Source organism: Enterobacter cloacae complex sp. P12RS (genome assembly GCF_014895875.1).
GTDB classification, from domain to species: domain Bacteria; phylum Pseudomonadota; class Gammaproteobacteria; order Enterobacterales; family Enterobacteriaceae; genus Enterobacter; species Enterobacter bugandensis.
Map to the genome: position 1 here is coordinate 23,922 of NZ_JADBQO010000027.1, position 19,573 is coordinate 43,494.

The 19,573-nt window shown below is 55.6% G+C and carries 23 protein-coding genes; 12 read left to right on the forward strand and 11 right to left on the reverse strand.

Annotated features, from left to right (window positions below; all coding sequences use genetic code 11):
- Positions 1-21: 21 nt before the first annotated feature.
- Together yjeM and epmA are read right to left on the reverse strand one after the other, a co-directional pair.
- A complete protein-coding gene (gene yjeM / locus IM284_RS15755; RefSeq protein ID WP_045261278.1) occupies positions 22-1,521 on the reverse strand; it encodes a glutamate/gamma-aminobutyrate family transporter YjeM in 1,500 nt (499 codons plus the stop codon).
- Between the two features lie 197 nt (positions 1,522-1,718).
- A complete protein-coding gene (gene epmA, locus IM284_RS15760) occupies positions 1,719-2,696 on the reverse strand; it encodes an elongation factor P--(R)-beta-lysine ligase (protein ID WP_047366967.1) in 978 nt (325 codons plus the stop codon).
- A 310-nt stretch (positions 2,697-3,006) separates the two neighbouring features.
- Between epmA and frdA the strand changes: the two genes are divergently transcribed.
- Genes frdA through frdD form a run of 4 tightly spaced genes read left to right on the forward strand, consistent with a single transcriptional unit; the run spans position 3,007 to position 6,300 of the window.
- Positions 3,007-4,797 carry a fumarate reductase (quinol) flavoprotein subunit gene (gene frdA, locus IM284_RS15765; protein ID WP_047366966.1) on the forward strand — a complete coding sequence of 597 codons (1,791 nt, stop codon included), beginning with the start codon at positions 3,007-3,009 and terminating at the stop codon, positions 4,795-4,797.
- Positions 4,790-5,524, forward strand: coding sequence for a succinate dehydrogenase/fumarate reductase iron-sulfur subunit (locus tag IM284_RS15770; RefSeq protein ID WP_041911494.1), 735 nt, complete (start codon positions 4,790-4,792; stop codon positions 5,522-5,524). The genes frdA and IM284_RS15770 overlap by 8 nt, the downstream gene beginning before the upstream one ends.
- Positions 5,525-5,534: 10 nt before the next feature.
- Positions 5,535-5,930, forward strand: a complete 396-nt coding sequence (gene frdC, locus IM284_RS15775; protein ID WP_028015239.1) for a fumarate reductase subunit FrdC — start codon at positions 5,535-5,537, stop codon at positions 5,928-5,930.
- A gap of 10 nt (positions 5,931-5,940) precedes the next feature.
- Positions 5,941-6,300: a fumarate reductase subunit FrdD gene (gene frdD / locus IM284_RS15780; RefSeq protein ID WP_000609653.1), complete on the forward strand. Its 360-nt coding sequence runs from the start codon at positions 5,941-5,943 to the stop codon at positions 6,298-6,300.
- Positions 6,301-6,329: 29 nt separating this feature from the next.
- Here frdD and ampR read toward each other — a convergent pair whose 3' ends face one another.
- Positions 6,330-7,205: a LysR family transcriptional regulator AmpR gene (ampR, locus tag IM284_RS15785; protein WP_047366965.1), complete on the reverse strand. Its 876-nt coding sequence runs from the start codon at positions 7,203-7,205 to the stop codon at positions 6,330-6,332.
- A 132-nt stretch (positions 7,206-7,337) separates the two neighbouring features.
- Between ampR and blaACT the strand changes: the two genes are divergently transcribed.
- On the forward strand, positions 7,338-8,483 hold the full coding sequence (gene blaACT, locus IM284_RS15790; protein ID WP_047366964.1) for an ACT family cephalosporin-hydrolyzing class C beta-lactamase: 1,146 nt from the start codon (positions 7,338-7,340) through the stop codon (positions 8,481-8,483).
- Positions 8,484-8,588: 105 nt separating this feature from the next.
- The gene (locus IM284_RS15795; protein WP_028015236.1) at positions 8,589-9,119 is read left to right on the forward strand and encodes a lipocalin family protein; all 531 of its coding nucleotides are present in this window, start codon (positions 8,589-8,591) and stop codon (positions 9,117-9,119) included.
- Here IM284_RS15795 and sugE read toward each other — a convergent pair.
- Positions 9,116-9,433: a quaternary ammonium compound efflux SMR transporter SugE gene (sugE, locus tag IM284_RS15800; RefSeq protein ID WP_006178944.1), complete on the reverse strand. Its 318-nt coding sequence runs from the start codon at positions 9,431-9,433 to the stop codon at positions 9,116-9,118. The genes IM284_RS15795 and sugE overlap by 4 nt on opposite strands.
- Before the next feature lie 258 nt (positions 9,434-9,691).
- Here sugE and IM284_RS15805 point away from each other — a divergent pair, with 258 nt between their 5' ends.
- Positions 9,692-10,291: a LuxR C-terminal-related transcriptional regulator gene (locus IM284_RS15805; protein WP_041911497.1), complete on the forward strand. Its 600-nt coding sequence runs from the start codon at positions 9,692-9,694 to the stop codon at positions 10,289-10,291.
- A 40-nt stretch (positions 10,292-10,331) separates the two neighbouring features.
- On the opposite strand, the gene ecnB is transcribed toward IM284_RS15805, so the two are convergent.
- From ecnB to efp, 3 genes are all read right to left on the reverse strand, one after another.
- On the reverse strand, positions 10,332-10,478 hold the full coding sequence (ecnB, locus tag IM284_RS15810) for a lipoprotein toxin entericidin B (RefSeq protein WP_003855942.1): 147 nt from the start codon (positions 10,476-10,478) through the stop codon (positions 10,332-10,334).
- A 108-nt stretch (positions 10,479-10,586) separates the two neighbouring features.
- Complete coding sequence (locus tag IM284_RS15815; protein ID WP_028015234.1) at positions 10,587-10,718, reverse strand: entericidin A/B family lipoprotein; 132 nt, start codon at positions 10,716-10,718, stop codon at positions 10,587-10,589.
- 58 nt (positions 10,719-10,776) lie between these two features.
- Positions 10,777-11,343 (reverse strand): elongation factor P, encoded by a 567-nt coding sequence (efp, locus tag IM284_RS15820; RefSeq protein WP_003855940.1) that lies wholly within the window; start codon positions 11,341-11,343, stop codon positions 10,777-10,779.
- A gap of 40 nt (positions 11,344-11,383) precedes the next feature.
- On the opposite strand from efp, the gene epmB reads away from it, so the two are divergent.
- The gene (gene epmB / locus IM284_RS15825; RefSeq protein WP_028015233.1) at positions 11,384-12,412 is read left to right on the forward strand and encodes an EF-P beta-lysylation protein EpmB; all 1,029 of its coding nucleotides are present in this window, start codon (positions 11,384-11,386) and stop codon (positions 12,410-12,412) included.
- Between the two features lie 64 nt (positions 12,413-12,476).
- Here the strand turns inward: epmB and IM284_RS15830 are convergent, their stop codons facing one another.
- Positions 12,477-12,830, reverse strand: coding sequence for a DUF4156 domain-containing protein (locus tag IM284_RS15830; RefSeq protein ID WP_014882205.1), 354 nt, complete (start codon positions 12,828-12,830; stop codon positions 12,477-12,479).
- Positions 12,831-13,064: 234 nt separating this feature from the next.
- On the opposite strand from IM284_RS15830, the gene IM284_RS15835 reads away from it, so the two are divergent.
- From IM284_RS15835 to iadA, 3 genes are read left to right on the forward strand one after another with little or no spacing between them, the layout of a single operon-like run.
- The gene (locus tag IM284_RS15835) at positions 13,065-13,730 is read left to right on the forward strand and encodes a nucleoside recognition domain-containing protein (RefSeq protein ID WP_045261285.1); all 666 of its coding nucleotides are present in this window, start codon (positions 13,065-13,067) and stop codon (positions 13,728-13,730) included.
- Positions 13,711-14,172 carry a YjiG family protein gene (locus tag IM284_RS15840; protein WP_028015231.1) on the forward strand — a complete coding sequence of 154 codons (462 nt, stop codon included), beginning with the start codon at positions 13,711-13,713 and terminating at the stop codon, positions 14,170-14,172. The genes IM284_RS15835 and IM284_RS15840 overlap by 20 nt, the downstream gene beginning before the upstream one ends.
- A 10-nt stretch (positions 14,173-14,182) precedes the next feature.
- Positions 14,183-15,346 (forward strand): beta-aspartyl-peptidase, encoded by a 1,164-nt coding sequence (iadA, locus tag IM284_RS15845; RefSeq protein WP_047366963.1) that lies wholly within the window; start codon positions 14,183-14,185, stop codon positions 15,344-15,346.
- Between the two features lie 64 nt (positions 15,347-15,410).
- Here the strand turns inward: iadA and groL are convergent, their stop codons facing one another.
- Positions 15,411-17,054, reverse strand: coding sequence for a chaperonin GroEL (gene groL / locus IM284_RS15850; RefSeq protein ID WP_023310114.1), 1,644 nt, complete (start codon positions 17,052-17,054; stop codon positions 15,411-15,413).
- A 31-nt stretch (positions 17,055-17,085) separates the two neighbouring features.
- On the reverse strand, positions 17,086-17,379 hold the full coding sequence (locus tag IM284_RS15855; RefSeq protein ID WP_003855929.1) for a co-chaperone GroES: 294 nt from the start codon (positions 17,377-17,379) through the stop codon (positions 17,086-17,088).
- 178 nt (positions 17,380-17,557) lie between these two features.
- Here IM284_RS15855 and yjeH point away from each other — a divergent pair, with 178 nt between their 5' ends.
- Positions 17,558-18,796, forward strand: a complete 1,239-nt coding sequence (gene yjeH / locus IM284_RS15860) for an L-methionine/branched-chain amino acid transporter (RefSeq protein ID WP_047366962.1) — start codon at positions 17,558-17,560, stop codon at positions 18,794-18,796.
- A 31-nt stretch (positions 18,797-18,827) separates the two neighbouring features.
- Here yjeH and IM284_RS15865 read toward each other — a convergent pair whose 3' ends face one another.
- Entirely contained in the window at positions 18,828-19,292 is a 465-nt protein-coding gene (locus IM284_RS15865; RefSeq protein ID WP_028015228.1) for an FxsA family protein, read from the reverse strand.
- Positions 19,293-19,573 lie beyond the last annotated feature (281 nt).

Sequence of the window (19,573 nt, forward strand, 5' to 3'; positions counted from 1 at the left end):
TTCGGGAGGGGCATTTTACCGCTACGCCACTTCCGTGACGTACGCCATTGAGCGCCGGCGGTAATTCTCATAAATCCCCATCGCCAGCAGCGAGAAGAAGACTGGCCCACCGACCATCCACAGCGCGCTGTTCCAGTCGTTCGCCTCAACCACGGGCTGAATAACGGTAAAGATGTTGGCAAACGCCACGACCAGCACCACCACCGTGGTCGCCAGCAGCGTTGCCGCGCGGGTTTTGAAGATCACAAACGGACGCTCAAGATCCCGCTTCGCCTTAAAGAACGGGAACGCCAGCGTCAGGAACAGGTACGGCAGCGTCATCGACACGTTCGCCATCAGGGTCAGCTTGTTATAGAACGCAGACGCGGTATCACCGCCAAATGACACCAGCAGAATGAACACGCACACCAGCAGACACTGCATCCACATGGCGTTGGCAGGCATGCCTGCGGTATTGAGCTGCGTCATGCGTGCCGGCCACAGCGCCTTTGGCGTACCCTGGATGATTGCTTTCAGCGGCGAGTAGATTAGCGTGAAGAACGCGCCGGTATAGGCAAGGAACATCGACAGGCCGGTAATGCGCGCAAACCAGATCCCCAGGGTGGCCGATGCTTCCGGCGTCAGGTGCATGGCGTTACCCAGCGTCATTCCCAGGCTTTTCATCAGCACGTAGGTGATGTTCCCGAGGTTAGTGGTATTGTTACTCAACACCTGCTGCCAGTTAGTGCTAACGCCCCAGAGGAAAATCGCCAGCGAATAGCCGATGGAGATGACAATGGCGGCAAAAATAATCCCTTTGGCAAAGTTTTTTTCCGGGTTCTCGGTCTTATCGACCAGCCCACCTACCGCTTCAATACCGCCGTAGGCAAAAATGGCAAATACCACGAAGGAGAGCATGGCCAGCCCGGACTGATAGCCCGGATTAGGCGATGAAACGAAGTTCACCTCCTGCGCGAAGTGTCCGCCGTTCAGGCACAGAATGGCGATACTCACCAGCAGCAGCACCAGGTTCAGGCACATCACGGAAATACCGCCAACGGCGGTGATACGGGCAATTTTGTTGATGCCTTTTGACGCCACCAGCGTCACCACCACCATCCAGCACACCGCCAGAATCCCGACCACCTGCGTGGAGCTCAGCCCGGCTAAAGACCAGACCTGCGTTTTATCCGCACCGAAAAGAAACGTGGAGAACGGCACCCAGACTTTGGCCGCCGTGCTGACCATCCAGACGACGTAGGAGGAGAACCACATAAACGTCCCGATAAACGCGTAGCGCGGGCCGATGCTGTTGTTCATCCATGAATAGATACCGCCCTCTTCTTTCCGGTAAGCCGAGCCCATCTCCGCCATCATCAGCGCAAACGGGATAAAGAAGAACAGAGCAGAAACGATATAAAACGGCGTCGCGCTGTAGCCCATCAGATAGAAAGCCGACGGGCTGTTGGCAAAGCCAAAAACTGACGTAAAAATCATCAGAATGAGCCCGGTGAGGGTCATCTTTTTGAGTGACTGGGACATATAACCATCCGAAGAGGAATTAAACTGCGCGGATGGTAGCAGATGACCAGACTAATATTGTGGCTATACGAGGCAATTTAAGAAAAAGACCCGTGTACAGAGAAAATGGCAGTTTTTAATGTTGCGGAGAAGAAATGGAAAGGAAAATTGCCACAGATATATATGCCGGGTAAGCGACAGCGCCACCCGGCCATTTTTTAGGCGCGATCGACCGTAAAGGCAATCACATCGCCCAGCTGCTCGGCGCCCAGCGCCAGCATGACCAGACGATCCACGCCCAGCGCCACGCCGGAGCAATCCGGCAGGCCTGCTTTTAACGCTTCCAGCAAGTTAACATCAATCGGCTGCTGCGGCAGACCGCGCGCGGCGCGTTTGCGGTTATCCTGCTCGAAACGTTGCGCCTGCTCGCGCGCGTCGGTCAGTTCGTGGAAGCCGTTCGCCAGCTCAATACCTTTGTAATAGACCTCAAAACGTTCCGCCACGCGGTGGTCTTCGGTGCTGATCTGCGCCAGTGACGCCTGGCTTGCCGGGAAGTGATAGACAAACGTCGGACGGTCTTTGCCAATCTGCGGTTCCACGCCGAAGGTGAACAGCAGCTGCAGCAGCGTGTCGCGATCCTCTTCGGTATCCGCCACGTTGCTCAGATCCAGTTTTGCCGCCACTTCACGCAGCTGGGCTTTGTCCGCCGACAGCGGATCGATTTCCAGATGGCGCTGGAAGGCCTGCTGATAGGAGAGCGTTTCGGCTTCTGAGCAGTCCAGTACCTGCTGCAGCAGATCGTCCACCTCATTCATCAGGCGGTACATATCATAGTGCGGGCGGTACCACTCCAGCATGGTGAATTCCGGGTTGTGGTGACGCCCCATCTCTTCATTACGGAAGCTGCGGCACAGCTGATACACCGGACCACACCCCGCCGCCAGCAGGCGCTTCATGTGATATTCCGGGCTGGTCATCAGATACAGATTCATGCCCTGGGAGTGGCCTGGGCCAACAAAACGGGTTTCAAACGGGACCAGATGAATATCCGTTACCGTTGCCTGACTCATGCACGGGGTTTCCACCTCCAGGACGCCGCGGTCGGCAAAGAAACGGCGGATCTCCGTCATAATTGCGGCGCGTTTTAACAGATTTGGGATGGATGCGCTCGGCTGCCAGGTGGCCGTTTCGCTCATGAGTTTTTCTCCGATTTCAGACAAGGGCACGAAGTCTACTCGTTAGCAGTGGCAGAGACAAATTTTGCGCAGTAAAAACGCGTATTTCATTTATGTGGATTATTCTGTGATGCATTTCATCAATCACGATGATAAATCACCGCACAGAACAGCAAAAAAATCGAACACGTCAAATTTCCCTCACATCTACGCGGTTATACTGTTATACCCATAAAGGAGCAGTGGAATCGCTTCCGCAATCGCCCGTTCGGGCAGGTGAACGTCCTTTAGTTCATCGCATTGCGGGAAAACAAAAATCTGGAGGAATGTCGTGCAAACTTTTCAAGCCGATCTTGCCGTAATAGGCGCTGGCGGGGCTGGATTACGCGCTGCAATTGCTGCGGCACAAGCCAACCCGAATGCTAAAATCGCATTGATTTCAAAAGTCTATCCGATGCGCAGCCACACGGTGGCAGCAGAAGGAGGATCCGCCGCCGTCGCGCAGGATCATGACAGCTTCGAATACCATTTCCACGACACGGTTGCAGGGGGCGACTGGCTTTGCGAGCAGGATGTCGTTGACTACTTTGTTCACCATTGCCCCACGGAAATGACCCAGCTTGAACAGTGGGGATGTCCGTGGAGCCGCCGCCCGGACGGCAGCGTTAACGTCCGCCGCTTCGGTGGCATGAAAATCGAACGCACCTGGTTCGCCGCCGATAAGACCGGCTTCCACATGCTGCACACCCTCTTCCAGACCTCCCTTCAGTTCCCACAAATTCAGCGCTTCGATGAACATTTTGTCCTCGACATTCTGGTCGATGACGGTCATGCACGTGGCCTGGTGGCGATGAATATGATGGAAGGCACGCTCGTCCAGATCCGCGCCAATGCGGTGGTGATGGCAACGGGCGGTGCAGGTCGCGTCTATCGCTACAACACCAACGGCGGCATCGTCACCGGCGACGGGATGGGCATGGCGCTGAGCCACGGCGTGCCGTTGCGCGATATGGAGTTTGTGCAGTATCACCCAACCGGCCTGCCGGGCTCCGGCATTTTGATGACGGAAGGCTGCCGCGGTGAAGGCGGTATTCTGGTCAACAAAAACGGCTACCGCTATCTGCAGGATTACGGCATGGGCCCGGAAACCCCGCTCGGCGAGCCGAAAAACAAATACATGGAGCTCGGCCCGCGCGACAAAGTTTCTCAGGCCTTCTGGCACGAGTGGCGCAAGGGCAACACCATCTCAACGCCACGCGGCGACGTGGTCTATCTCGACCTGCGTCACCTGGGCGAGAAGAAACTGCTGGAGCGTCTGCCGTTTATCTGCGAACTGGCAAAAGCCTACGTGGGCGTCGACCCGGTGAAAGAGCCGATTCCGGTACGCCCAACCGCGCACTACACCATGGGCGGGATTGAAACCGACCAGCAGTGTGAAACCCGCATTAAAGGGCTTTTCGCGGTGGGCGAGTGTTCCTCCGTCGGCCTGCACGGCGCCAACCGTCTGGGCTCTAACTCGCTGGCAGAGCTGGTCGTCTTTGGCCGCATGGCGGGCGAGCGCGCCATGGAGCGTGCGGCGACCGCAGACGAAGCAAACGGTACGGCGCTGGATGCGCAGGTCACAGACGTTGAAAAACGCCTGAAGGATCTGGTGAACCAGGAAGGCAACGAGAACTGGTCAAAGATCCGCGACGAGATGGGCCTGTCGATGGAAGAAGGCTGCGGTATCTACCGTACGCCGGAACTGATGCAGAAAACCGTCGACAAGCTGGCGGAGCTTCAGGAGCGCTTCAAGCGCGTGCGCATCACCGATACCTCCAGCGTCTTCAACACCGACCTGCTCTATACCATTGAGCTTGGCCACGGCCTGAACGTCGCGGAATGTATGGCGCACTCTGCGCTGGCGCGTAAAGAGTCTCGCGGCGCCCACCAGCGTCTGGACGAAGGCTGCACCGAACGTGACGACGTCAATTTCCTGAAACACACTCTCGCCTGGCGCGATGCGGATGGCACCACGCGTCTGGACTACAGCGACGTGAAAATCACCACGCTGCCACCGGCTAAACGCGTGTATGGCGCAGAAGCAGAAGCCGCCGAGAAGAAGGAGAAGGCGAATGGCTGAGATGCAAAAATTGAAAGTTGAAGTGGTGCGCTACAATCCGGAAGTGGATACCGCCCCCCACAGCGCTTTCTACGAAGTGCCTTATGACGAGCAAACCTCCCTCCTGGATGCGCTCGGCTATATCAAAGACAACCTGGCGCCGGACCTGAGCTACCGCTGGTCCTGCCGCATGGCGATCTGCGGCTCCTGCGGCATGATGGTCAACAAGGTGCCGAAGCTGGCCTGTAAAACCTTCCTGCGTGACTACACCAAAGGCATTAAGGTTGAAGCGCTGGGCAACTTCCCGATTGAGCGCGATCTGGTGGTCGATATGACCCACTTTATCGAAAGCCTGGAAGCGATTAAGCCGTACATCATCGGCAACCCGCGCACGCCGGACCAGGGTCCGAACACCCAGACGCCGGCGCAGATGGCGAAATACCATCAGTTCTCCGGCTGCATCAACTGCGGCCTGTGTTACGCCGCCTGTCCTCAGTTTGGCCTGAACCCGGAGTTCATCGGCCCGGCCGCCATTACCCTGGCGCACCGCTATAACGAAGACAGCCGCGACCACGGCAAAAAAGAACGTATGGCGCAGCTAAACGGCCAGAACGGCGTCTGGACCTGTACGTTTGTGGGCTACTGCTCCGAAGTCTGTCCGAAGCACGTCGACCCGGCCGCCGCAATTCAGCAGGGTAAAGTGGAAAGCTCGAAAGACTTTCTTATCGCTACCCTGAAACCACGCTAAGGAGTGCATGATGACGACTAAACGCAAAGCCTACGTGCGGCCTGTGCCGTCCACCTGGTGGAAAAACCTGCCGTTTTATCGCTTCTATATGCTGCGTGAAGGCACGGCGGTACCGGCGGTCTGGTTCAGCCTTGAGTTAATGTATGGCGTTTTTGCCCTTAAACACGGGCCGGAAACCTGGGCGAACTTTGTCGGTTTCCTGCAAAACCCAATCATCGTGGTTCTGAACCTGATCGCGCTCGCGGCGGCGCTACTTCATACCAAAACCTGGTTTGAACTGGCGCCAAAAGCGGCAAACATCATCATTAAAGACGAAAAAATGGGGCCGGAGCCAGTCATTAAAGGGCTATGGGCAGTGACGATCCTGGTCACTGTTGTCATTCTGTTTGTCGCACTGTTCTGGTAAGGAGACTACTGTGATCAATCCAAATCCAAAACGTTCAGACGAGCCGGTCTTCTGGGGCCTGTTTGGCGCAGGCGGCATGTGGAGTGCCATCATCGCCCCGGTGATCATCCTGCTGGTCGGCATTATGCTGCCGCTGGGGCTGTTTCCGGGCGATGCGCTGAGCTACGAGCGCGTGCTGGCGTTTGCGAGCAGCTTTATTGGCCGCGTGTTCATCTTCCTGATGATCGTCCTGCCACTGTGGTGCGGCCTGCACCGCATTCACCATGCGATGCATGACCTGAAAATCCATGTGCCGAGCGGTAAATGGGTGTTCTACGGGCTGGCAACCATCCTGACCGTGGTGACGCTGATTGCCGTTGTCACTATCTGACGCTTCTGGCCCGCCATCCGGCGGGCCTTTTATTTCTGCATCTTTGCCACCAGCCACTGGGCAAATTCACGCATTGCGGACGTTTCAGCCCGCGACTGCAGTCTCGTTAACCAATAACTGCCCAGATCAATTTGCGTTGTAAACGGCTGCACGATGCGCTCGCTGTTCAGCAAATGGGTAAACATATCGACAGGCGCAATGGCAATGCCCATACCTGCCTGTGCGGCTTCCAGCATGGTGACAGACGAATCAAACACCATCACCCGGTGCGTTGGCGACGGAGGATGCTCGCCTGCCGCCTGCATCCACGCCGACCATTCGTCGCGTCGGTAAGAGCGCAGCAGGGTAAACTTCAGGATGTCGGCCGGAGACTGGAGCACGGCGGCGATTTCGGGCGAGCAAAGCGGCGCCAGCGGCGCAGGGCACAGGAATTGCGCCTCGGTGCCGTGCCACGCCCCTCCGCCGTAGCGGATCGTATAATCAAGCCCTTCAGCAGCCGGATCGACGCGGTTGTTATGGGTGGAAAGGTGAAGATCGATATGCGGATAACAGCGGCGAAAGTCCGCGAGATGAGAGAACAGGATACCCGTGGCGAAAGTCCCTACTACGCCAATTTTTAGCTTCTCCTGAGCGCGCTGGCTGGCAAAGCGATCCAGCATTCCGGCGATACGATCGAATGAATCATTCAGCACCGGCAGCAGATTTTCACCCTCCGTGGTCAGCATCAGGCCGCGCGAGACGCGGACAAACAGCTGGCAATTCAGATGCTGCTCCAGCGCCTTAACGTGCTGGCTGATGGCGGAATGGGTGACGTTCAGCTCTATCGCTGCATGCGTAAAACTGAGGTGCCGGGCGGCCGCTTCGAAGGCGCGAAGCGAATTAAGCGGAAGATAGCTGCGGGTCATTGTTCCATCCGTTAGAAAAATTAACAGCTCATGCTAAATTTAACCGTTTGTCAGCCATAGTCAAATCCAACAGACTACAGCGGTCTGCCGGGCCCGGACACTCCCTTGACCTGCTATTATGGAAGATAATTGATGATGAAAAAATTCCTTTGCTGCGCCCTGCTGCTCAGCACATCCTGCTCTGTACTCGCCGCGCCGATGTCGGAAAAACAGCTGGCTGACGTGGTAGAACGTAACGTTACGCCCCTGATGAAAGCGCAGGGTATTCCAGGCATGGCGGTGGCCGTGATTTATCAGGGCCAGCCACACTACTTTACCTTTGGAAAGGCCGATATCGCGGCGAACAAACCCGTCACCCCGCAAACCCTGTTCGAGCTGGGCTCTATAAGTAAAACCTTCACCGGCGTGCTGGGGGGCGATGCTATTGCCCGCGGCGAAATTTCGCTGGGCGATCCGGTAAGCAAATATTGGCCTGATCTGACCGGCAAGCAGTGGCAAGGGATTCGCATGCTGGATCTGGCAACCTACACCGCCGGTGGCCTGCCTTTACAGGTGCCCGATGAGGTCACAGATAACGCATCCCTGCTGCGCTTCTATCAAAACTGGCAGCCTCAGTGGAAGCCGGGCACAACGCGTCTTTACGCCAACTCCAGCATCGGTCTTTTTGGCGCGCTGGCGGTCAAACCTTCCGGCATGAGCTATGAGCAGGCCATGACGACGCGGGTCTTTAAGCCGCTCAAGCTGGATCATACCTGGATTAACGTTCCGAAAGCGGAGGAGGCGCATTACGCCTGGGGATATCGTGACGGTAAAGCGGTCCACGTTTCACCGGGCATGCTGGACGCAGAGGCATATGGCGTGAAAACCAATGTGCAGGATATGGCGAGCTGGGTGATGGCCAATATGGCCCCTGACGCACTGCAGGATTCGTCCCTGAAGCAAGGCATTACGCTGGCGCAGTCTCGCTACTGGCGCGTGGGTGCCATGTATCAGGGGTTAGGTTGGGAGATGCTTAACTGGCCAGTCGATGCCAAAACCGTCGTCGGAGGCAGTGATAACAAGGTGGCGCTGGCACCGTTGCCTGCGAGAGAAGTGAATCCACCCGTTCCCCTGGTTAAGGCCTCATGGGTGCACAAAACGGGCTCCACCGGCGGGTTTGGCAGCTACGTGGCCTTTATTCCTGAAAAGCAGCTCGGCATTGTGATGCTGGCGAATAAAAGCTATCCGAACCCGGCGCGAGTTGAGGCGGCATACCGTATCCTCGACGCGCTGCAGTAAAACATTGCCGGGTAGCGCTGCGCTTACCCGGCGAAACACACCGCACAAAAACCACATTTTCCTTGCCGTCATCTACACTTAACAAAAAACAGTAAGGAAACTCCTATGCGCATTTTGCCTGTTATCGCCGCGGTGACAGCCGCGTTTTTAGTGGTTGCATGCAGTTCCCCTACCCCACCTCCTGGCGTTACCGTCGTCACGCCTTTTGATGCACAACGCTTCCTTGGAACATGGTATGAAATCGCGCGCCTCGACCATCGGTTTGAGCAGGGCTTAGAGAAGGTTACTGCAAATTACAGCCCAATGGATGATGGCGGTATTCAGGTGATCAACCGGGGCTATAATCCCGATCGTGAGATGTGGCAGCAGTCGGTCGGGAAAGCCTACTTCACTGGCGACCCGCGACGGGCCGCGCTCAAAGTCTCTTTCTTCGGCCCGTTTTATGGCGGCTATAACGTGATAGCGCTCGACAGAGAGTACCGTCACGCGCTGGTCTGCGGGCCGGATCGCGACTATCTGTGGATACTTTCCCGCACGCCAACTATTTCGTCAGAAATGAAACAGCAGATGCTGGACGTCGCGACCCGACAGGGGTTTGATGTGTCGAAACTTATTTGGGTAAAACAGCCCCGTTAATGGGTACTGAGCTTCAGCCCAATGATACCGGCAACAATCAGAGCGAGGCTGGCAATGCGCGCCAGGCTCGCTGACTCACCCAGCAGCAGAATGCCGGTAATCGCCGCGCCTACGGCACCGATCCCCGTCCAGACGGCATAGGCCGTTCCCACGGGCAGAGAACGCATTGCCCACGATAGCAGAACAATGCTCACGATCATCGCCGTAACGGTAATAACGCTGGGCGTCAGGCGGGTAAATCCGTGGGTGTACTTGAGACCAATCGCCCATACCACTTCGAGCAGACCAGCAATAAAGAGAATAATCCAGGACATCTCGGGCTCCTTAACTTAAAACAGTTGGGGCCGTCCCCGATGAAGGAAGCGCTTACGGGTCGTCCCGCAAGGCAGATAACACCCCATATTTTGGTTAGCGTGTGATTTTTTTTCAATCATTTTCTGATGAACGCGTTAAGCCCAGAAATAGCCGCAGTATGGCGCGGAGTTCAGGCATTTATAGCTCATCGGACTTCTCTATGATGATGTGCTTTCTGATGGCAGGAAGCCAAACCACTAGCCGACTGCGAATAAAATATGTTCAAGATTCTTTTGATTGACCGTTGTCACTTCACCCGCACCGGGTTTGAAGCATGGCTCAATCATTCCGGTTTGTTCCCGGGGCACTACGTTGTGACCGGGCTGAACAATCTATTCCTCGCCAGGGAGCACATTCTGCAATGGAAACCTGAGCTGGTCATCGCTGACCTGCATGGTTTCAGGCAGGATATTCACCATTTCCAGCAACTCTCTTCTTTGCTGAATGCCAGCGAAAAATTACCTTTTATTATGCTGCAATCGGGAGAGGACAAGGACCTGGCGACCTGGCTCGGGAACTTCCCGGTCTGGTCTTCGCTAATGAAAAATGCCCCTCTTGAGGAAATCGCGACGGTTATCAATGACGCGTTAATTTCGCGCGCAAGCACGTACCGCCCGACGGTGGCCGCCCCCTTGCTGACACGACAGGAGGAGAAAGTGTTGACGTTATGGATGGACGGCGCGAGCAACCAAAAGATAGCCGCTCACCTGAGCATTAACGGAAAAACGGTTTATACCTATAAACGAAATATCCGCATGAAGCTGCATATGGATACACGCTTTTCACCGTTTTTATCCCTGCAGGAAGCAGAGAATTGACGGTACGGTGAAACTCACGTGCCGTACCGTCCATGCTTCATTAGTTCTGAGCTTTAGTTGCTGCACCAGAAATCGCGTTACCACCGTCGGAGATATCTTCCCCTACGCCGCGGGTGGTATTACATGCAGTCAACACGGAGGAAAGCACGAGGACAGAAAAGATCGCTGCAATTGTTTTCTTAACCATAATATCTTCCTTTTATAGCCAAAGTTGTTTTGTGTATAGCAACTTAAGAATAGACAAGATCCCGCCGATTGACGGAAAAGGAAGCAATTTTAGGAAAATTAGACGGACTTAGCTGGCGGCGTGAGAAATGATATGACCGAGGTCCTGGATATCTTCCCCCATGCCACGGGCGGTGTTACAGCCGGAAAGCAGTACGCTGGAGAGCGCTAACAGAAGCAGAATTTTAACGGTACGTTTCATCATCCCTGCCTGCAAAAATCAGGCGCAGCGGGCGCTGCGCCTCGAATCATGACGTAAATTACTTCACGCGAGATACGTATTCGCCGGAGCGAGTATCCACTTTGATCACTTCACCGATCTGTACGAACAGCGGTACTTTCACCACAGCGCCGGTGGAGAGCGTTGCTGGCTTGCCGCCAGTACCCGCGGTGTCACCTTTCAGACCTGGATCGGTTTCAACGATTTCCAGCTCAACAAAGTTTGGTGGGGTAACGGCGATAGGCTGGCCGTTCCACAGGGTCACGATGCACTCAGCCTGATCCAGCAGCCACTTCGCGTTATCGCCAATCGCTTTCGCGTCAGCAGACAGCTGCTCGAAGGTTTCGTTGTTCATGAAGTGCCAGAACTCACCGTCGTTGTACAGGTAAGTCAGGTTCATATCGACAACATCAGCGCCTTCAGCGGAGTCAGTAGATTTGAAGGTTTTCTCAACACGGGTGCCGGTCAGCAGGCGGCGCAGCTTAACGCGTGCGAATGCCTGGCCTTTACCTGGTTTAACGAATTCGCTGGCTTCAACCGCGTACGGTTCGCCGTCCATCATGATTTTAAGACCAGCACGAAAATCGTTGCTATAGTACGTTGCCATAAGGCCCTCTAAATTTGTTAACTGGTAGCTAAGCCACAAAATGGCGCATATTGTAACCCTAAACACCCCATCCAGAGAAGATTGGTTATCGCAACTTGCCGATGTAATCACCAGTCCTGATGAATTGCTGCGTCTTTTAGACCTCGATCAGCATCCGGAGTTGCTTGCTGGCCGTGAGGCAAAGCGACTTTTCGCCCTGCGCGTTCCCCGCGCGTTTGTTGCGCGCATGGAAAAAGGCAACCCTGACGATCCTTTATTAAAACAAACCCTTACGTCGCAGGATGAGTTTATTACAGCGCCGGGCTACAGCACCGATCCGCTGGAAGAGCAAAACAGCGTGGTGCCGGGTTTACTGCACAAATATCTCAATCGCGCCCTGCTGCTGGTAAAAGGCGGCTGTGCGGTAAATTGTCGTTACTGCTTCCGTCGGCACTTCCCGTATGCCGAAAACCAGGGAAATAAGCGCAACTGGCAGGTTGCGCTGGACTATATCGCCGCCCATCCAGAGCTGGATGAGATTATTTTTTCCGGCGGTGACCCGCTGATGGCAAAAGATCATGAACTGGACTGGCTTTTGACGCAGCTTGAAGCCATCCCGCACATCAAACGTCTGCGCATTCACAGCCGTTTACCGATCGTCATCCCGGCGCGTATTACCGACGCCCTGGTCACGCGCCTGGAGCAGTCACGTCTACAGGTGCTGCTGGTAAACCATATCAACCACGCGAATGAAATCGACGATGAATTTCGCGCGGCGATGGCGCGTCTGCGTAAGGCGGGCGTGACGCTGCTCAACCAGAGCGTATTGTTGCGCGGCGTGAACGACAGCGCCCGGGTGCTGGCCGATCTCAGCAATGCCTTGTTTGACGCAGGCGTTATGCCCTATTACCTGCATGTGCTGGATCGCGTGCAGGGCGCGGCGCATTTCATGGTGACGGATGAGGAAGCCCGACAGATTATGCGCGAGCTGTTAACGCTGGTTTCAGGTTATATGGTGCCGAAGCTGGCACGCGAGATTGGCGGAGAGCCGAGTAAGACGCCGCTGGATTTGCAACTGCGGCAGCGCTAAAAGGCAGGTGGCGCTACGCTTACCTGCCCTACGAGGTGGGGCGCAGCGCCATCAGCAAGTAAACTCAGTTCGGGCACTTATAGACCTGGCCGCTCATCTGGCTGGCCGTTGGCACGAAGCTGGAAAGCATTCCTTGCGTCGGGCTGCTCACGCCGTAAATCACGTTCCCCCCCATTGCAGCAGCCTGGTTACGCAAGGCATTCGCCGCGCCGCGCATAGAGCCGCCTTCTTCACCGTGCTGACCCGACATCCAGTTACTTTGTTCACCGGTGGCCGTGCCTAACAGCTGGCATTCGCTGCCTGGCTTATCTTCCACAAAGCGAACGCCCTGGCCCGCTGCCGACAGTTCATTGCTGGAGCTACAACCCGCCAGCAGCAACGCTGCTCCTACGATCCCTGCACAGACTTTTACGCGCATGTTATTCCTCGTTTTCAATAAGCTGGACAGTAATTGTCCGTGTGTAAATCTTATACCTAAAAGATGACTAAAAGAAAAATCCCCGCGCATTTCTGCGAGCCGGATTCCGTACATCACTCCTCCGACATCTTAAATGAATTCTGATAATGCCCTTTGGGATATCGTGTTTTAGCCCTCGATCGTTTTTAGTGTTGCGACGTACAACTTTTGTACGCGATTAAAACAGGGGGTTTCATGAGTGCATCATCCTCAGGAGAGGAAAAGGTAACATGGGTGGGCTATCTGGCGTTTGTGCTCACCATCGTATTTTTCTCAGGCTTTTTCGCCAAAAGTACCGAATGGTGGCGCGTGCTGGATTTTACCGTCCTAAACGGCAGCTTCGGTCCGGTGAACGGCGCGCTAACGTTTCGCGGTGAGGGCGGCACGGGGGCGAAAGACGGTTTCTTATTTGCCCTTGAACTGGCGCCTTCGGTCATTTTATCGCTCGGGATCATTGCCGTCACCGAGGGGCTGGGCGGGCTGCGTGCCGCGCAACAGCTGATGACGCCCATTTTGCGCCCACTGCTTGGCGTACCGGGCGTCTGCTCTCTGGCCCTCATCGCCAACCTGCAAAATACCGATGCCGCAGCAGGGATGACCAAAGAGTTGACCGACGAAGGGGCTATTACCGATCGCGAGCGCGCCATTTTCGCCACCTTCCAGACCAGCGGTAGCGCCATCATTACCAACTATTTTTCTTCCGGCGCCGCACTCTTCACGTTTATTACCGTCCCGGTAATCACGCCGCTGGCCGTCATACTGATGTTTAAATTTGTTGGCGCGAACCTCCTGCGTCTGTGGATCGCTCACATGGAAGATCGTCGTATTCAGGAGGAAAAAAATGATCGCCCAGCCGCGTAAAAATATCATGGACATGTTTATCGATGGCGCCCGCCGAGGCTTTACCATCGCCACCACCAGCCTGCTGCCGAACGTGGTTATGGCGTTTGTCATCATTCAGGCGCTCAAGGTGACCGGCCTGCTGGATATTGTTGGCAATATTTGCGAGCCAATTATGGCCCTGTGGGGGCTTCCGGGCGCGGCGGCAACGGTCCTGCTGGCCTCGGTGATGAGTATGGGCGGCGGCGTGGGGGTTTGCGCCAGCCTGGTGGCTGCCGGCACGCTCAACGGCCACGATGCCACCGTTCTGCTGCCCGCCATCTATCTGATGGGCAATCCGGTGCAAAACACCGGCCGCTGCCTGGGCACCGCAGGCGTTAACCCGAAGTATTATCCACACATCATTACCGTCTGCGTTATTAACGCCCTGCTCTCAATGTGGGTAATGCAGCTACTCTTCTGAGGAGATAAAAATGGATTTTTCAGTGCTGGAACCCCATCTTTTCCGCAATGTGCACCTTTACGCGCCGGAGGATCAGGGACGTTGCGATCTGCTCATCGCCGGGGGAAAAATCATCGCGATTGAAAAAACGGATCGCGCAGCAATGCAGCTTAGCTGTCCTGAAACCGATCTCGCCGGGGCGGTGGTTTGCCCGGGCTTTATCGATCAGCACGTACACCTGATCGGCGGCGGCGGTGAAGCCGGTCCGCACACCCGGACGCCGGAGGTACGGTTGTCCGCGCTGGTGGCGGCGGGCATCACCTCCGTTGTTGGCCTGCTGGGTACCGACGGCGTGACCCGCCACCCCGAATCTCTGCTGGCAAAAACGCGGGCGCTTGAGCATGAAGGGATCAGCGCGTGGATGCTGACAGGCGCGTATGGGCTGCCTTCTCCGACGATTACCGGCAGCATCGAAAAGGATGTGGCGCTGATTGATAAAATCATCGGCGTGAAATGCGCGATTTCCGACCATCGCTCTTCCGCACCAGCAGATGACCAGCTCGCGAATATGGCCGCCCAGTCGCGCGTCGGCGGGCTGCTGGGCGCTAAAGCGGGCATATCCGTGTTTCACCTCGGCAACAGCCCGAAGCTGCTGGAGCCGCTGCTTAACATCCTGAAAAACGCCGACGTGCCCCGCACGAAGCTGCTGCCAACCCACGTTAACCGCGACCAGGCGCTGTTCCTCGCCGCGCTGGATTATGCCCGCGATGGGGGCTATATCGACATCACCACCAGCATCAGTGAGCCCATTGATGCCGCCACCGCCATCGCGACGGCCCGTGAAGCGCAGGTGCCGTTTAACCGGCTTACGCTCAGCTCGGATGGTAACGGCAGCCAACCGAATTTTGACGCGAACGGTAATCTGGTGGGCATTGGTGTAGCCGGGTTCGAATCTCTGCCTCAGACGCTGCAGCAACTGGTCAGCCGGTATCACCTGCCGCTGGAGGAGGCGCTTCTGCCGTTTACGCGTAACGTAGCGGAGTTTCTCGGGCTGGAGCATAAGGGGCGGCTCGCGCCCGGATGCGATGCCGATTTCCTGGTGCTGACGGATGACCTGAAGATCCGCGAGGTCTGGGCGAAAGGCCGCCAGATGGTGCGCGAAGGCGCAGCATGCGTAAAGGGAACATTTGAGTAGCGGCAATAAAAAACCCCGGACATTTCTGCCCGGGGTTCGTTCTGAGAGGTTCAGAACAACATGATTACATCATGCCGCCCATTCCACCCATGCCGCCCATACCAGCAGCACCTAAGTCAGGCGCGTCGCCTTTTGGCAGGTCGGTTACCATGCACTCGGTCGTGATCATCAGGCCAGCTACAGATGCCGCGTACTGCAGAGCAGAACGGGTCACTTTAGTTGGGTCCAGGATACCGAAGTCGATCATGTTGCCGTATTCTTCAGTTGCCGCGTTGTAACCGTAGTTACCTTCACCCGCTTTCACGTTGTTCGCAACCACAGACGGCTCTTCACCGGCGTTGGACACGATCTGACGCAGAGGAGCTTCCATTGCGCGCAGCGCAACTTTGATACCCACGTTCTGGTCTTCGTTCTGAGCGGTCAGGCCAGCCAGCTTAGCGGCTACACGTACCAGCGCGACACCACCACCAGCAACTACGCCTTCTTCTACCGCAGCACGGGTCGCGTGCAGGGCATCGTCAACGCGTGCTTTCTTCTCTTTCATTTCAACTTCGGTCGCCGCACCAACTTTGATTACCGCAACGCCGCCAGCCAGTTTCGCTACGCGCTCCTGCAGTTTTTCACGGTCGTAATCAGAAGTGGCTTCTTCGATCTGCTTACGGATCTGACCAACACGGCCCTGAATAGCGGCTTCTTCACCCACACCGTCGATGATGGTGGTGGTGTCTTTGTTGATCACAACGCGTTTCGCCTGGCCCAGGTCTTCCAGGGTCGCTTTTTCCAGCTCCATACCGATCTCTTCGGAGATCACGGTACCACCGGTCAGGGTAGCGATATCCTGCAGCATTGCTTTACGGCGATCGCCGAAGCCAGGTGCTTTAACCGCAGCCACTTTCACGATGCCGCGCATGGTGTTAACCACCAGGGTCGCCAGCGCTTCGCCTTCAACATCTTCAGCGATGATAACCAGCGGCTTGCCTGCTTTCGCAACGGCTTCCAGCACTGGCAGCATTTCGCGGATGTTGGAGATTTTCTTGTCAGCCAGCAGGATGAACGGGCTTTCCAGCTCAACAGCGCCAGTTTCTGGCTTGTTGATGAAGTATGGGGACAGGTAACCGCGGTCGAACTGCATACCTTCAACCACGTCCAGTTCGTCTTCCAGACCGGTACCGTCTTCAACGGTGATCACGCCTTCTTTACCGACTTTATCCATCGCTTCAGCGATCAGTTTACCTACGGTTTCGTCGGAGTTAGCGGAGATAGTACCAACCTGAGCAATGGCTTTAGAGTCAGAGCACGGTACGGACAGCGCTTTCAGTTCTTCAACAGCGGATGCGACAGCTTTGTCGATACCACGTTTCAGATCCATTGGGTTCATGCCCGCAGCAACGGCTTTCAGGCCTTCAGTGATGATAGCCTGCGCCAGTACGGTCGCGGTGGTGGTACCGTCGCCTGCAGCGTCGTTCGCTTTAGAGGCAACTTCTTTCACCATCTGCGCGCCCATGTTTTCGAACTTGTCTTCCAGCTCGATTTCACGTGCAACGGAAACACCATCTTTGGTGATGGTTGGCGCGCCGAAGGATTTATCCAGCACTACGTTACGGCCTTTCGGGCCCAGGGTCACTTTAACTGCATCTGCCAGTACGTTTACGCCGCGGAGCATTTTTACACGAGCGTCGTTACCGAATTTTACGTCTTTAGCTGCCATGTTCTTATTTCCTCAAATTCTCGTGCGTAAATTACGCTTCAACAATTGCCAGAATGTCGCTCTCGGACATGATCAACACTTCTTCATTGTCGATCTTCTCGGATTTCACGCCGTAGCCATCGTTGAAAATTACGATGTCACCAACTTTAACGTCCAGCGGCTGCACAGTTCCGTTTTCCAGGATGCGGCCCTTACCGACAGCGATGATTTCGCCACGCGTTGATTTGGCTGCTGCAGAACCGGTCAGAACGATGCCGCCAGCAGACTTGGTTTCAACTTCTTTACGTTTGACGATCACACGATCATGTAACGGACGAATACTCATTGATAGCTCTCCTTTGAGAAAGTCATTATCAGTTATGGATGACGCCGGCCCGCATGCGGTTTTCCGACTAGTGCCCTGAGAGATGGGGATAGCTTTTTACCCCTTCAAGGGGGAATCGAAAAAAAATTTGCGAAAGTGTTACCATCCACTCTCTTTTGATGGTGGCAGGGCAAGGTAAATGAGTGGACTCAGACAGGAGCTGGGGCTGGCGCAGGGCGTTGGCCTGCTTTCAACCTCCTTGTTAGGTACCGGCGTGTTTGCCGTACCGGCACTGGCGGCGCTGGTCGCCGGAAATAACAGTCTTTGGGCATGGCCGGTGCTGATCCTGCTGGTGTTCCCGGTGGCGATTGTGTTTGCCATACTCGGGCGGCACTTCCCCAGCGCGGGCGGCGTGGCGCATTTTGTCGGCATGGCGTTTGGTCCGCGCATGGAGCGCGTAACCGGCTGGCTGTTTTTGTCGGTAATACCCGTTGGCCTTCCGGCAGCCCTGCATATCGCCACCGGCTTTGGACAGGCGCTGTTTGGCTGGCACGACGAACAACTGCTGCTGGCTGAGCTGGGTACGCTGGCGATTGTCTGGTGGGTGGGCTCGCGCGGGGCCAGTTCAAGCGCGAATCTGCAAACGCTGGTTGCAGCGTTGATCGTCGTGCTGATCGTCGCCATCTGGTTTGCGGGTAACATTACCGTAGCAGATATCCCCTTCCCTGCAATAAACGATATCGACCATTCACAGCTTTTCGCTGCGTTATCCGTCATGTTCTGGTGTTTTGTTGGCCTTGAAGCGTTCGCTCACCTGGCATCCGAGTTTAAACAGCCCGAGCGTGATTTTCCCCGCGCTCTGATGATTGGTTTACTGCTGGCGGGCACCGTATATTGGGCCTGTACCGTGCTGGTGCTGCACTTCAACGCGTTCGGCGAAGATAAAGCCGCCGCCGCATCGCTACCGGGTATCGTGGTTAAACTTTTCGGCGTGAAGGCGCTATGGGTGGCCTGTGTGATTGGCTATCTCGCCTGCTTTGCCAGCCTCAACATTTATATCCAGAGCTTCGCCCGTCTGGTGTGGTCACAGGCGCGCTACAAACCTGAGAGCCGCCTCGCGCGGTTGTCTAAACGTCAGCTCCCGATGAATGCGCTGAATGCCGTGCTGGGCTGCTGCGTCCTGAGCTCGCTGGGTATTTATCTTCTCGACATCAACCTCGATGCTCTAATTATCTACGCCAACGGTATTTTCATCATGATCTACCTGCTGTGCATGCTGGCGGGCTGTCGTCTGCTGAAAGGTCGCTATAAAGCACTGGCGGTCGTCGGGGGCGTGCTGTGCCTGCTGTTGCTGGCGATGGTGGGATGGAAGAGTGCGTACGCCATCGTCATGCTGGCGGGGCTGTGGGCATTTTTACCGAAGCGGAAAAATCCGTAGGCCCGGTAAGCGAAGCCACCGGGCAAAAAAATTATCGATCGTCTTTATGGTCTAAACGGTCGCGCTGTTCATCCTTGCGCTGATACTCCCCTTCGAAGGTATCGCCTGGCCCTGTGCTGAACCCGCCGCCCGGCATGCGGCTGAAGCGCAGGTGCGGCAGCAGCTTCATGGTCAGGTGCTTCTGTACGGGCGGCAACAGCAACAGCAGGCCGAGGAAGTCGGTGAAGAACCCCGGCAGGATCAGCAGCAGGCCAGCAATAATCAGCGACACGCTTTTGATCATCTCTTCTGCCGGGCTTTCGCCTGCGGCCATCTTCTGCTGCATTATCAGGAAATTTTTGAAACCCTGATTACGCACCAGCGACATGCCGATGACGGAGGTGAAGATCACCAGAATCAGCGTCAGCAGGACGCCCAGCACGTGAGCTACCTGAATGAAAATAGAAATCTCAATGTAAACATAGAGAAAGAAAGCAATAAACGGTATCCAGCGCACTGGCATCTCCTGTGTGGCAGGTGCCATCTGGCCCCTGTCTGAATGTGTTCGCGTCACGCGTCTGTAAGAGATGGAGACGGTTAGCCAAAATTCAATCGGTTTGCACGGATATTTTTTTCGGAAATATTAAAGCGGTGACACATTTCACAGATTAATAATTATCATGGAATCGGGTCGATAATAAGTGATCCAGCTTACGGCAATTCGCTATCATCAGCATATGATCTCGAACATCTGGCCGATTGAGGGAATAATCGTCGGTCAGAAAATATTCAAAACCA

Bases quoted from the DNA above. Each gene is read 5' to 3' on its own strand.
- yjeM (WP_045261278.1), bottom strand. From the start codon at position 1,521: ATGTCCCAGTCACTCAAAAAGATGACCCTCACCGGGCTCATTCTGATG.
- epmA (WP_047366967.1), bottom strand. From the start codon at position 2,696: ATGAGCGAAACGGCCACCTGGCAGCCGAGCGCATCCATCCCAAATCTG.
- IM284_RS15770 (WP_041911494.1), top strand. From the start codon at position 4,790: ATGGCTGAGATGCAAAAATTGAAAGTTGAAGTGGTGCGCTACAATCCG.
- frdC (WP_028015239.1), top strand. From the start codon at position 5,535: ATGACGACTAAACGCAAAGCCTACGTGCGGCCTGTGCCGTCCACCTGG.
- ampR (WP_047366965.1), bottom strand. From the start codon at position 7,205: ATGACCCGCAGCTATCTTCCGCTTAATTCGCTTCGCGCCTTCGAAGCG.
- blaACT (WP_047366964.1), top strand. From the start codon at position 7,338: ATGATGAAAAAATTCCTTTGCTGCGCCCTGCTGCTCAGCACATCCTGC.
- IM284_RS15795 (WP_028015236.1), top strand. From the start codon at position 8,589: ATGCGCATTTTGCCTGTTATCGCCGCGGTGACAGCCGCGTTTTTAGTG.
- sugE (WP_006178944.1), bottom strand. From the start codon at position 9,433: ATGTCCTGGATTATTCTCTTTATTGCTGGTCTGCTCGAAGTGGTATGG.
- IM284_RS15805 (WP_041911497.1), top strand. From the start codon at position 9,692: ATGTTCAAGATTCTTTTGATTGACCGTTGTCACTTCACCCGCACCGGG.
- ecnB (WP_003855942.1), bottom strand. From the start codon at position 10,478: ATGGTTAAGAAAACAATTGCAGCGATCTTTTCTGTCCTCGTGCTTTCC.
- IM284_RS15815 (WP_028015234.1), bottom strand. From the start codon at position 10,718: ATGAAACGTACCGTTAAAATTCTGCTTCTGTTAGCGCTCTCCAGCGTA.
- efp (WP_003855940.1), bottom strand. From the start codon at position 11,343: ATGGCAACGTACTATAGCAACGATTTTCGTGCTGGTCTTAAAATCATG.
- epmB (WP_028015233.1), top strand. From the start codon at position 11,384: ATGGCGCATATTGTAACCCTAAACACCCCATCCAGAGAAGATTGGTTA.
- IM284_RS15830 (WP_014882205.1), bottom strand. From the start codon at position 12,830: ATGCGCGTAAAAGTCTGTGCAGGGATCGTAGGAGCAGCGTTGCTGCTG.
- IM284_RS15835 (WP_045261285.1), top strand. From the start codon at position 13,065: ATGAGTGCATCATCCTCAGGAGAGGAAAAGGTAACATGGGTGGGCTAT.
- IM284_RS15840 (WP_028015231.1), top strand. From the start codon at position 13,711: ATGATCGCCCAGCCGCGTAAAAATATCATGGACATGTTTATCGATGGC.
- iadA (WP_047366963.1), top strand. From the start codon at position 14,183: ATGGATTTTTCAGTGCTGGAACCCCATCTTTTCCGCAATGTGCACCTT.
- groL (WP_023310114.1), bottom strand. From the start codon at position 17,054: ATGGCAGCTAAAGACGTAAAATTCGGTAACGACGCTCGTGTAAAAATG.
- IM284_RS15855 (WP_003855929.1), bottom strand. From the start codon at position 17,379: ATGAGTATTCGTCCGTTACATGATCGTGTGATCGTCAAACGTAAAGAA.
- yjeH (WP_047366962.1), top strand. From the start codon at position 17,558: ATGAGTGGACTCAGACAGGAGCTGGGGCTGGCGCAGGGCGTTGGCCTG.